This window comes from Collimonas sp. OK412 (assembly GCF_900112135.1).
Classification (GTDB): Bacteria; Pseudomonadota; Gammaproteobacteria; order Burkholderiales; family Burkholderiaceae_D; genus Collimonas; species Collimonas rhizosphaerae.
This window is the reverse complement of record NZ_FOLC01000001.1, coordinates 325,545-337,690: the sequence shown is the minus strand read 5'-3', so window position 1 is coordinate 337,690 and position 12,146 is coordinate 325,545. Positions and strand designations below refer to the sequence as shown.

Annotated in this window: 10 protein-coding genes; 1 reads left to right on the top strand and 9 read right to left on the bottom strand. The window is 61.5% G+C overall.

Annotated features, from left to right (window positions below):
• Positions 1-61 precede the first annotated feature (61 nt).
• Entirely contained in the window at positions 62-820 is a 759-nt protein-coding gene (locus tag BM062_RS01435) for a peptidoglycan DD-metalloendopeptidase family protein (protein WP_092392314.1), read from the top strand.
• Positions 821-889: 69 nt separating this feature from the next.
• On the opposite strand, the gene BM062_RS01430 is transcribed toward BM062_RS01435, so the two are convergent.
• The 9 genes from BM062_RS01430 to BM062_RS01390 form a co-directional block, all read right to left on the bottom strand.
• The gene (locus tag BM062_RS01430; RefSeq protein WP_175500843.1) at positions 890-2,104 is read right to left on the bottom strand and encodes a DUF3443 domain-containing protein; all 1,215 of its coding nucleotides are present in this window, start codon (positions 2,102-2,104) and stop codon (positions 890-892) included.
• A gap of 12 nt (positions 2,105-2,116) precedes the next feature.
• Positions 2,117-2,584 carry a DUF2844 domain-containing protein gene (locus BM062_RS01425; protein WP_092392310.1) on the bottom strand — a complete coding sequence of 156 codons (468 nt, stop codon included), beginning with the start codon at positions 2,582-2,584 and terminating at the stop codon, positions 2,117-2,119.
• Positions 2,585-2,725: 141 nt separating this feature from the next.
• The gene (locus BM062_RS01420) at positions 2,726-4,084 is read right to left on the bottom strand and encodes a TAXI family TRAP transporter solute-binding subunit (RefSeq protein WP_092392722.1); all 1,359 of its coding nucleotides are present in this window, start codon (positions 4,082-4,084) and stop codon (positions 2,726-2,728) included.
• A gap of 88 nt (positions 4,085-4,172) precedes the next feature.
• The gene (locus BM062_RS01415; protein WP_254784853.1) at positions 4,173-7,202 is read right to left on the bottom strand and encodes a transglycosylase domain-containing protein; all 3,030 of its coding nucleotides are present in this window, start codon (positions 7,200-7,202) and stop codon (positions 4,173-4,175) included.
• Positions 7,203-7,330: 128 nt separating this feature from the next.
• The gene (locus tag BM062_RS01410; RefSeq protein ID WP_092392308.1) at positions 7,331-8,590 is read right to left on the bottom strand and encodes a dihydrolipoamide acetyltransferase family protein; all 1,260 of its coding nucleotides are present in this window, start codon (positions 8,588-8,590) and stop codon (positions 7,331-7,333) included.
• The gene (locus BM062_RS01405; protein WP_092392306.1) at positions 8,587-9,645 is read right to left on the bottom strand and encodes an alpha-ketoacid dehydrogenase subunit beta; all 1,059 of its coding nucleotides are present in this window, start codon (positions 9,643-9,645) and stop codon (positions 8,587-8,589) included. Before BM062_RS01405 ends, BM062_RS01410 begins: the two co-directional genes overlap by 4 nt.
• 2 nt (positions 9,646-9,647) lie before the next feature.
• Positions 9,648-10,880, bottom strand: a complete 1,233-nt coding sequence (locus tag BM062_RS01400) for a 3-methyl-2-oxobutanoate dehydrogenase (2-methylpropanoyl-transferring) subunit alpha (protein ID WP_092392304.1) — start codon at positions 10,878-10,880, stop codon at positions 9,648-9,650.
• Positions 10,881-11,033: 153 nt separating this feature from the next.
• Positions 11,034-11,504: an aminoacyl-tRNA deacylase gene (locus BM062_RS01395; protein WP_092392302.1), complete on the bottom strand. Its 471-nt coding sequence runs from the start codon at positions 11,502-11,504 to the stop codon at positions 11,034-11,036.
• A 159-nt stretch (positions 11,505-11,663) separates the two neighbouring features.
• Complete coding sequence (locus BM062_RS01390; RefSeq protein ID WP_092392300.1) at positions 11,664-12,068, bottom strand: hypothetical protein; 405 nt, start codon at positions 12,066-12,068, stop codon at positions 11,664-11,666.
• Positions 12,069-12,146: the final 78 nt, after the last annotated feature.

Below are 12,146 nucleotides of genomic sequence, written 5' to 3'. Positions count from 1 at the left end.
GTCGCTGGCGCCAACGGCGCCTGCCATTGCCTAACCAAAGCGAGATCGATTGATCAGAGGAATGTCATTGTTGGTCCAGAATACCGAAACATCCAGCCCAAGAAAACGCAACAGAATCAGGAGCGCCAGCCTAGCGCTGATCCTGCTGGCCACCCTCACCGCCTGCGGCACCCCGTCCGGTTCCGGCCCGGCGCAACCGAGCGGGCCCGGCTACTACACCGTGCAAAAGGGCGATACGTTATCCAGCATTGCGCGCAAATTCCGCCGCAGCAACAGCGACATCATCGCCTGGAACCGGCTGTCGGACCCCAATGACATCAAGGTAGACCAGGTATTGCGGGTGCTGCCGCAAGGCGCTGCCGCCAGCGCCGCCTCCAGCAGCGGCACCGGCAGCAAAGCCAGCCCGCGCAGCACAGACAGCGCCGACGCCACGCCGGCCGCCAGCGATGAAAAAGATCCGGTCGACTGGGGCTGGCCGGCAAGCGGCCAGTCCAGCAGCGGCTCCGGCCAGGGCAAAAAAGGGATAGACATATTCGGCCAGCTGGGACAGCCGGTGCTGGCCGCCGCCGCCGGCAAGGTCATGTATTCCGGCAGCGGCATCCGCGGCTACGGCAACCTGGTCATCATCAAGCACAACAGCAACCTGCTGTCGGTCTATGCCCATAACAAGACCATCGTCGTCAAGGAAGGACAGATGGTCAGCAAGGGCCAGAAGATCGCCGAGATGGGGAAATCCGACAGCAGCGCAGTCAAGCTGTATTTCGAAATCCGCCGCCAGGGAAAGCCGGTAGACCCTTCCCGTTTCCTGCCCAGCCGGTAACGGCGAGGCTGCCGGGCAAAAAAAAAAGGGGCGCATGATGCGCCCCTTTTGATCATCCAGGATACCCGTTCAATAGGCTATGTATGGCCCTGTCGTGCCGCTGGCCGACACGCCTTCAAGCGCAGTATAGACCGAACGTCCGAAATAGAACGGCAGTCCCCAGTCGAAAAACGAATTGAACGCCGCGCCGCCGGCAATGTTGTTGAATGCCGTGTTGTTCGGGTTGGCCTGGAACAGCGCATCGGCATTCACGATACTGAAGTTGACGGTACTGCTGCGGCCGTTCAGGCCGGTATTCACCACACTCCGGCTCAGCGTGGACGTCGGGCAGTAAAACCCCTGGCTCCTGGTGCAGGCGGGGATCGTCGAATCGGCAAAAAACAGTCCGTTCGAACCGCTGTCAAAAAATGCCTGCATGACCTGTCCCTGATATAAGGCGCTCAGGTTGCCGGAACTGTTCAAGGTGTAAATGGCGGCGCTGCCCAGTGCATTATTGGTTTGCGTGCCGATGCCGAAAACCAGCGAACCGGTGACGCCGGACGCACCGCTGGCGCCGACTGACGGCAGCGTAATTACCGTACCGTTGTTATCCTGCGGGAAAACAGCGACCGGATTGCCGACTTGCTTGTTGACCGCCAGCGTGGTTGCCGTGCAGTTGTTGCTGCTCGGGCAAGAGTAGTACCAGCCTTCCAAGGCCTGGCTGGCGCATGCCGCGCCGCAATCCTGGATAAAGGTGCTGATGCCGAGCACGCCGTTGGCATGGAACGCTGCTACCGTGTTTTCCGCCACCAGGCTGCCGGAGCAGCCGCTAGGCACTGTCGGGAATGCGCTGTCGCCAATGACGTGCACCGAAATGCCGCTGGCCACCTCGCCGGCGATGCGCAAGTCAGCCTGCTTCACCGAGCCCCAGCTATAACCGTCGGCAAAACGCGCGCATTCAGCCAGCGGACTACCGTTGGCGCTGGCCACCGACGGCAGCGCCAGGCTGCCGGCCAGGACCGAAGACATGATGCGCAGGCCGCTCGATCCGGTGTCGACCAGGACATGGTCGATGGTCTGGCATTGCGTGCTGCTGCCGGGCTGGCAGATGGTCAGCGAGACATAGGGTGCGTTGACGGAACCGGAGGCGCCCGCGGGACCGTTATCGATTACCAGGGCCTGCACATTCTGGATCGGCTGCGGCGTAGGCGTCGGCGTGGTGCCGCCGTCGGAGCCGCCGCCACCGCCGCAGGCGAACAGAAACAGAGTGCTGAGCAGGCACAGCAGATACGTCAGAAAGCGCATGGTCATCTCCGGTCAGCGAATATTGTCAGGGGTCACGCCTTGCGGCAGCAAGGCAGGCACGTAAGCGCTGCCGGCAAAGGAACGCATGTGGCCGCCGGAACGCAATACCAGCTGGTCCGACTGGATCGCGACGGCGCGCCGGCCCTGGTGCGGCGCGCTGGCGACAGCCGTAAATTGCTCGGCATAGCTGCCCAGCAATTGCTGCAGGTTAGGCATGCTCGGCCCCTGCCAGCTGACGGCAAACACCACGTTGTCCGCACCGATATATTCCCGTACCGTGGTGCCCGAAGGCTCCACCACTTCGCTGACCGTATAGCCGTTGTAGCTGGTCACGCGGGCGCTGGCGCTGGCCTTGGCGCGCGCAACACTGTCGGCCTGGACGGTGCCGGCGGCCGGGCCGGCAGCCGCACCGAGCGCCGCAAACGCCGGCGTGGATTGCGCAAACAGCAACGCGCACATAACAGGAACGGGAAATCTCATGGCTCACCTCTGCTCGATTGACAAATACCTGTGAAATCATAACCGATGCTGCTCGGCAATTTGTAAAGATGTTTTAACAACCACGCTCGCCATAGCCATTCGTAATGTGCTAGATAAACCGGCCGCGTGCAAAGGTTAAGTTCAGCTGCGGCTGAGCAGGCGGTTGCGCACAAAACCGATATGCTCCCGCAATACATAGAACTGATCGGCAAAAGCCAGCGGCATTTTCATCCGGTTCACCGATTCCTCGATATGGTCGAGCCGCTTCAGCAATTGCGCCTGCTGTTCCGGCGTGTCGGTATCGACCACCGCTGCGCGCTCGAGTGCGATCAAGATACCGTACCAGCGGTAGATGCGCGACTTGATGCGCCAGCCGTAAAGCAGCGGCACCAGCTTGAAACCCGGGATCAGCAGCAAGATGATCGGCAACAGCACCACCAGGGTACGGTCCACCAGGCTGGCCAGCCAGAACGGCAAGGTGCGGTAGAAGAAACCCTTGCCCGATTTATAGTAGCGCGTGGCGTCGTCGCTGATGCGGAACTCATGCGCCAGCGGCGCCGGGAATTCGCCGGCCCGCTGCAGCACGTTGGGACCGCTGTGCACTTCCTTGGCGGCGTCAATCAGCAAATCGGAAAGCGCCGGATGCAGGTCGTCGCGGGCGATCAGTTCGGCGGTCGGGGCGATCAGGCGGATGTCGCGGCTGGGAATGTTCTGGCCGAGGTCGAACACTCCCTTCGGGATATTGAGCTCGTTCAGGTAGCTGAAACGGCGTGCATAAGCGCCCGCCTGGGCAAAATCGAGAAGACGGATGCCAGGCGTGTGCAACAGCTTGCCCATGGTCGGCGGCGAGGCAGAGTCGCCCATCAGGAAAGCGGCGTCGATCTTGCTGTCGGTGAGCGCCTGCGCGGCTTCGTCGCCGCCCATGTCGAGCAGCTCGGTCTTGCCGCCGGCTTCGATGCCGTTCGCTTTCAGCAGCGTCAATGCCAGCACCCGCGAGCCGCTGCCCTGCATGCCGATGGCTACCCGCTTGCCCTCCAGCTCGGAGAGCCGGTTGATGCGCTCGCGGCCGCGGTAAAACACCGACACCGGAACATAGGAAATGCTACCCAGCGACACCAGCTGGCCGATCGGCAAGTCGCCCGCCACGCCGCCCTGGACAAAACCGACATCGACGCCGGAATGCGGATCGTTCAGCTTCTTCAGGTTATCCAGCGATCCTTCCGAAGTCACGATCTTCAGCTTGATGCCGTTGCGCGCCAGGATCTTCTTGTATTTCTCGGCCGTGTTCCAGAAATTGCTGTGTTCGGGGCCGGTGATCATCGTGATGGTGTTCGGCGGCGCCGGGTGGATCAGCCAGATCGCCAGCCAGATGGCGACTACCACCAGCAAGGCTATCGGACCGAAGCTGATCGCCAGGTCACGCCACGAAATTGCAACAAAGCGTGTCTTGATGTTGATCGCGGATTGCTTCAGTTCGGACGGATTGAGTGGGGTAGCCATGAGATTTATTCTATCGTTATTGTGCAGCATGATGTGCGACATGATACAGGCCCCAAGGCATCACTTGCAAAAAGCAAAACCGGGACAGTCAATGCCGGCAGGCCAATGACGGGTTGCCTGCGTCCGTTTCCATCATGGGGAGCAAGGTCGGCGTCAGCGATTTGAGCAATTGTACCGAAAGCGCACTGGTGAACTTGTAGCTGGCCGCATAGGGTTCATGAACATAGGCGGTCATGGTGCCGAAGAAGCGATCGCCGATAAAAAACACGAACGTGGCTGAACGGTTCACGGCGCGCGAGGAAACCAGTCTGCCGCCGGGCGCGTAGACCTCGAAGCGCTGGTCGCCGGTGCCGGTTTTTCCGCCGACTCCCAGCGGCTTGCCGTTCGGATGGCGTGACGGCAAGCCGCCCTGGAGGCGCTTGGCGGTACCGCCCTCCACCACGTCGATCAGAGAACGGCGCACCACGTCCGTTATCTCTTCGGGCAACAGCCGTTCCGCCGCCGGCCCGCTATTATCAAAGTGCGTTTCATAAGGCGTGCCTTGCGCCAGCTCCAGGGTTTGCAATTTCCTGAGCGGCAGACGCATGCCTTTATTGACGATAATCCCCATCAATTCCGCCAGCGCCGCAGGCCGGTCGCCCGACGCGCCAACCGCGGTTGCGTAAGAGGGAGTAAGGGATTCAAAGGGATAACCGAGCCGCCGCCAGGCGCGGCCGATCTCCAGAAACGCTTCCAGCTCCACCATTTGCCGGATACGTTTATCTTGCTTATTTTTATTGTGGGTCTTGAACAGCCAGGCGTAGACATCCTGGCGCGCATCACGGCTGGCCTCCAGCGTTTGCGTCAGCGTCGCGTCCGGATGCTGGCGCATGAATCCGAGCAGCCACAACTCCAGCGGATGGATGCGTGCGATGTAGCCGCGATCGGCCAGTGAAAATTTATCCGGCCCGTACTGCGCATACAACGCAGCCAACTTGTCCTCCGACAAGCCGTCTTTGGGAAACTGCTTGCGCATGAAGTCAGAAAAATGCTGCAGATCCGCGTCCGGCGCTATGCTGCGGAATATCGTGGCCAGCCGGGCTGGCGCCGGATGGAGGTTTTCCAACAGCAGCTCTTGCGATTCCTGAGGCGTCTTGCCGTGGTATTTGCGGTAGAAGCGAACCATGAACTGACGCCCTTCCTTATCCGCAAAGCGAGACAGTATCTCCTGCCGTTTCGCTGCGTTCTCGCCGTCCAGCGACGCCGAACCGGCGCCAGCCATCTTGAATTTGTAGTGCCGCACGACGTCGCGCATGAGCCGCACAAAAACCAGGTTCACGGATTGCTGGAAACCTTCGCGTACCGTCATCACTTTGTAGTTTTCTTCAGATTCGAAATTCGTGAATGTCTGCACGCCGCCGCCGGTCACGAATGTTTCCCCCGGGCTGCCCGAGTAACGGCGCTCCATGGCTGCTTCCAGCATCGCCGGCAAACCGCTGTCCCGCGCCTGCGCCAGGTAAGCCAGCGCCCACAGGCTCAAGACATCCTCCTTCTCCACTTGCAGCCCGGCGCGCTGCTGCGGCGTCATGCCGGCGTAACGCTGATGCAGATCGGCGATGATTTCAAGATAGGTAATCAGCGTACGCAACTTGGCGGTCGATCCCAGGTTGAGCCTGGCGCCTTCGTTGATATCGAAAGGCTGGTCGAAATTATCAGTCTGCACGCGCAACAGATTGGCGCCGCCACGCTGTTCGAACAGCGTAAAACTGAAAATCAGCTTGTCCGGATCGTCGCCGGGGATGAGCATGTTATGCCCATACAGTTCCGCCGCTTTTGCGTTAGCCGGTTTCCTGAGCTGGCGCAGCACGGTCGTCACCTCCCGCTGCATCTCGCCGTTCATGGTGGTCGCCGCGGTGAGATCGAGACGGTCCAGGTCGTACAGGTGATTAACGTGCAACAAGCCGGAAAGATTCGCGCGCAATGCAGTTACCGCCTTACGCGTGACAAATGAGATCGGCGGCGCGCTGACAGGTTTTTGCTGCAGGCTCAGCTTGACCGGCAACGCCGCGTCGCGCAGCGCCGCCGGAATGATTCCCGCTGCCGCCAGCAGCCGCAAATGGCTATCGGTCAGTTGCTCCAGGTCGGCCGCGCCTTCCCGCAGGTAATACGATGGCCGGCGTTGCGCGATCATCAACGAGAGCGCTTGCTTGAATGCCTCTGCCCTGCGCTGTAGCTGATCGGGATTGGCTGCCAGGCCGGGGTTGCCGTCCAGCAGCCGGTTGACCTCCGCGAAATCGCGGCCGTACCAGGCCCACAGGCCGTCGCCCAGACCATCGATCTCGCCATAGCCGGGCTTGGCGGCAAGCGGCACCGTGTTCAGGTAATCCACCACGATCTGCCGCCGCGCCGGCAGCGTGTTCTCGCCGCCCAGATACGCTCTGATCGACGCCGACGCCATCTGCCGCAATTTTTCCTTTGGCGATGCGGTGCGGCCTTCAGGCGAATGACGGTATTTTTCGATCTGCGTAACCAGGGTGCTGGCGCCCGGCGTCTGGTGCGATTTATCGAGCGCATGCAAACCCTGGTCGAAGACGGCCCTGGCGAAACGGCCCCAGTCGATCGCCGGATTGCGCAACGGATAGCGGGTAGTGAGCAAATCGCGGTCTTCTATAAAAAGCAGCGTGTCTGCCAGCAGGCGCGGCACCAGCTCGAAATCGCTATAGCTGCGTTCGGGAAAACGTTCCGAATACAACGACTGTTCATTGCAGTCCAACAAATCGAGGCCCGCCCGGTTCTTCTCGCGGTAGGCCGGGGAAATGCCTTTGTCCGCGAGCTCCGCAAGCTTGGGCGAGATCCGCGCTTGTTGCGTAATCCGGTAATCGTGCTTGATCAGATATTCGGTAAAAGCGGGAATCCTGCTATAGCCGAGACGTTCGTCGTAAGGGCCGGATTTAGGAAAACGGATAGCCGCGCTTGCCCCGGGCTCAAGTTTGAATGTCAGTTCGCGGCCAAGTTCGGACAGCCGCCGCGCTTGCCATTGCGATGAGCGCAACTCGTTACCGGCCAGCCGGGCTACAAGCGTCAATAACCCTAACAAACCGGCCAGCAACAGCCACTTGCCCCATTTACGTAGCGTCACTTTTTTTATGAGTAGGAATGCGACTTGGCGGGAGTGCCTGAATATCAAGATAATCGCCTTTTCAGCCTGTGTCTAGCTGCGATTGAAGCGCTTATCACGGACCAGGGAATATCAGAACCGCGTCTTCGCTACTCCACAAACAAGGTAGCTGGAAATTCGAGATAAGCGCGCAGCGACTGCACGAACTCGGCAGCATCCAAGCCGTCGACCACCCGATGGTCGAACGAGGACGACAGATTCATCATCTTGCGCGCGACCACCACATTGCCGCGTATCACCGGTCTTTCGATAATCCGGTTGATGCCGACAATCGCCACCTCCGGGTGATTGATCACCGGAGTCGATGCCAGGCCGCCCAAGGCGCCCAGGCTGGTGACGGTGATGGTTGAACCGGAGAGTTCCGCCCGCACCGCCCTGCCAGCGCGCGCGGCCTCGGCCAGGCGGGCGATTTCGGCCGCGCTCGACCACGGATCGCGCGCCTCGGCATGATGCACCACCGGCACCATCAGGCCGGCTGCGGTCTGGGTGGCGACGCCGATATGTACTGCGTCGTAGCGCGTCACCACGCCGGCGTCATCATCGAAACGGGCGTTGCATTGCGGGTGCTCGCGCAACGCCAGCACCATGGCGCGCATCAGCAGCGGCAACAAGGTCAGGCGCCCGCGTTCGCCGCTCCATCTTGCGTTCAGATGCTGGCGCAGCGCCTCGATTTCGGTGACATCGCACTCCTCAACGTAGGTAAAGTGCGGGATGCGACGCTTGGATTCCTGCATCTTTTGAGCGATCTTGCGGCGCAAGCCGATGACCGGCATCGCTATTTCGCCATGGCGCTCGGCATAACGGCCATCGCCGGCGCGCGCCGCCGGCAGGCTGCTGCCGAGCGTGACATAAGCGTCGAGATCTTCATGCGTAATGTGGCCATCGGCGCCGCTGGCAGGCACATCCTGCAACTCGACGCCGAGCTGGCGGGCGCGCCGGCGCACGGCGGGCGACGCAGTCGGCGAGCCGGCGGCCTGCCGTATCGCTTGCACTGAGCCGGGGCCTTGCGCCGGCGGCTTGGAAGACGGCACTTCCCCTGGCGGCGCAGCGACCGCCGCGGCCGCGGCCTGCGGCAGAACGGGCAACGCCGCAGCGGCATGCTCTGTTGGCTCGACCTCAATGCGTATCAGTTCGCCGCCTACCGCCAGCACCTGGCCGGGCTCGCAGCCCAGCGCCGCTATCCTGCCTACAACCGGCGATGGAATCTCGACGGTGGCCTTGTCGGTCATCACATCGGCCAGCACCTGGTCCTCGACCACGCGCTCGCCGACCTTGATGCGCCAGGCCACCAGTTCAACCTCGGCGATCCCTTCGCCGATATCCGGCATTTTTATCACATGGACGCTCATCTTGCCTCCAGCGCGCGTTTGAAGGCAGCCCCGACGCGGGCCGGACCGGGAAAATAAGCCCATTCCTGGGCGTGCGGATAAGGCGTGTCCCAGCCGGTGACACGTTCGATCGGCGCCTCCAGATGGTAGAAACAATGTTCCTGCACCAAGGCCGTCAATTCCGCGCCGAAGCCGCTGGTGCGCGTGGCTTCGTGCACCACCACGCAGCGCCCGGTCTTCTTGACCGAGGCGACGATGGTTTCCAGGTCGAGCGGCCACAGGCTGCGCAAATCGATGATCTCGGCGTCGATGCCGGTCTCGCGCGCGGCGGCTGCCGATACGAATACCATGGTGCCGTAGGTAATCACCGTCAGCTCGGCGCCGGGACGGAATATCGCCGCAGATTCAAGCGGCACGGTGTAATAGCCGTCCGGCACCTCGCCCAGCGGATGCTTGGACCACGGCACCATCGGCTGGTCGTGATGGCCGTCGAACGGACCGTTGTACAGACGCTTCGGCTCCAGGAAGATCACCGGATCGTCATTTTCGATCGATGCAATCAGCAAGCCCTTGGCGTCATACGGATTGGATGGCATCACCGTGCGCAAGCCGCAGACATGGGTGAACAAGGCTTCCGGGCTCTGGCTGTGGGTCTGGCCGCCATAGATGCCGCCGCCGCAGGGCATGCGGATCGTCATCGATGCCGTGAATTCACCGGCCGAACGGTAGCGCAGGCGCGCCGCCTCGGAGACGATCTGGTCCGAGGCCGGATAAAAGTAGTCGGCGAACTGGATCTCGATCACCGGCCGCAAACCGTAGGCAGCCATGCCGACGGCTGCGCCGACAATCCCGCCCTCGGAGATCGGCGCATCGAATACGCGCGAAGCGCCGTACTTCGCCTGCAAACCTTCGGTGCAGCGGAACACGCCGCCAAAGAACCCTACGTCCTCGCCGAAAACAACCACATTGCTGTCGCGCTCGAGCATGACGTCCATCGCCGAACGCAGCGCCTGGATCATCGTCATCGGCGTAGTCGTCTGCGCCATCGCCGGTTTGGCGTCTTTCTGGGCGGCCATGGTTACACGCCCAGTTGGCGGCGCTGCTGCCGCAGATGCTCCGGCATGTCTTTATAGACATCCTCGAACATCGTCGCCGGGTCAGGAATCTGGCCGCTGGCCAGGGTGCCATAGCGTTCCGCCTCTTTCTGGGCCGCGATCACCTGCGCCTCCAGTTCCTGTTCCGTATCCTGGTGTTCCTGCTCCGACCATACGCCGATGCGGATCAGGTGCTGCTTGAGGCGGGCAATCGGATCCCCCAGCGGAAAGTGCGACCAGTCATCCGCCGGCCGGTACTTGGACGGATCGTCGGAAGTCGAATGCGGACCGGCGCGGTAAGTGATCCATTCGATCAGGGTCGGTCCCAGGTTGCAGCGCGCCCGTTCGGCGGCCCAGCGCGAAGCAGCGTACACGGCCAGGAAATCGTTGCCGTCGACGCGCAGCGAGGCGATGCCGCAGCCGACGCCGCGCGCGGCGAACGTGGTGCTCTCGCCGCCGGCAAGCGTCTGGAAAGTCGAGATGGCCCACTGGTTGTTGACCACATTGAGAATCACCGGGGCCTGGTATACATGTGCGAAAGTGAGCGCGGTATGGAAATCGGATTCGGCGGTGGAGCCGTCGCCGATCCAGGCCGAAGCGATCTTGGTGTCGCCCTTGATCGCCGAGGCCATGGCCCAGCCGACCGCCTGGATAAATTGCGTGGCAAGATTGCCTGAAACGGAGAAAAAACCTGCGGCGCGCACGGAATACAGCACCGGCAGCTGCCGTCCCTTCATAGGATCGCGCCGGTTCGACAGCAGCTGGCAAATCAGGTCCACCAAAGGGACCTCGCGCGCCATCAACAGGCTTTGCTGGCGATAGGTGGGGAAACACATGTCGCCTTCCTGCAGCGCCATCGCGTGCGCCGTGCCTATCGCTTCCTCGCCCAGGCTCTGCATGTAGAAGGACATTTTTTTCTGGCGCTGCGCGATCACCATACGGGCATCGAAAATCCGCGTTTTCATCATGGCCCGCATCCCGCGGCGCAACAATTGAGGCTCTATTTCTGCAACCCAAGGGCCGACGGCGTTGCCTTCGTCATCGAGCACCCGCACCAGGGCATAGGCGAGATCGCTGGTGTCGGACGGCTGCACGTCCAGCGGCGGCCGGCGCACCGCGCCGGCCGCCGCCAGATGCAGGTAGGAGAAATCGGTTTCGTGGCCGGGCCGGCCGCTAGGTTCCGGAACATGCAACGTCAGAGGCTTGCACTGGCTCATACCCGCTCCCTCGCGCTTGGTGATGTCCAGTTGAGTTTAGCTCACTTTAGCGCCGGCGTGCTTTATGGCCTGCCAGCATTTTATTTTGCGTCGCACACAGCCGATGCCGTGCGGCGAACCGCGCGAGCGGTGTGCATGCAGTGCGTCGGCGTCCTACATCCGATGGGCGAAGCGTCCTCTTTCCGCCTGGTCCATGAGATCGAGGAACTGGGCTGTCTGCATCTGAATCAGGGCTTCGTGGTCGCCTGCCTCGAAATAGATTTCCGGCTGTTGCGCCAGGCTTTCATCGAGATAGGTTTGCATGCCGTAGGCGCTGCAGACCGGATGGAGCGCTCCTACATCGCAATCCTTGAACATCTCGCGCAGCTCGTCTTCGCTGGCCAGCACCAGGTGCCGCCCGGTCTTGTCCCACAGGTCGGACAAATGCAAGTGAAAGGTCGATGGCAGCACCGCAGCCACATAGCCATGCTCGTCTTCCAGGACCACTGTCTTGGCCAGGCGGTCGCCCGGGATATGCGCCGCTTCTGCGGTGCCGGTGCTGCTGAGGGTGTGCGGATGATGCAGGATCTTGTAATGACTGCCTTTGCTGCGCAGGCAGTCTTCCAATGTGGCGGAAATCGACATGACGATCCTCCTCCAGGATGAGGTGGACAGAGAATTATGTGCTATTTGTCTCAATATAGTGCGCTTCCAGCCTTCTGTGAAGGCTTATCGGCGCAACATCCGCAGCATGGCGCGGCCTGGCCCCATCCGATGGCGGCGAGGCCGCATCCCGGCACCGGTTCAGTGGCGCATCCCGCCGCCCATGCCGTGCCCATGAAAGCCGGCACCTGCCGCAACGCTCTGATGCATCGTCGAACCGTGGTTAAAGTGGTGATGGTGATGGTCCCGGTCTATGAAGACAAAGTCCGCGCCGAAGCCGAACGGCCCCCAATACCAGGGATCGTAATAATAGCCATATGGATAACCGTAGTATGGCCGGTCGGTGTTTTGCATGAATTGCCATGTGCCGTCGCTTTGCTGGCAAGCAACGCCGGTAACCGGCTCTGTCTTGCCGTTGATTTCGGCCTGGGTCGTCAATTTCTGGCAACTCGGCTTGCCGGTCCCGGCATAGTCCGAACCGCCTTGCGTCCAGCTGCAGGCGGAGAGGGCCAGCAATAGCACTACAAAAGGAATTTCGTTATACATGATGTCGTCCTAAATAAATGCCCGACGTAACGGCGCGTGCAAACCCGGCGCTCCGCAATATCGGCTTGCTCCCAGCCA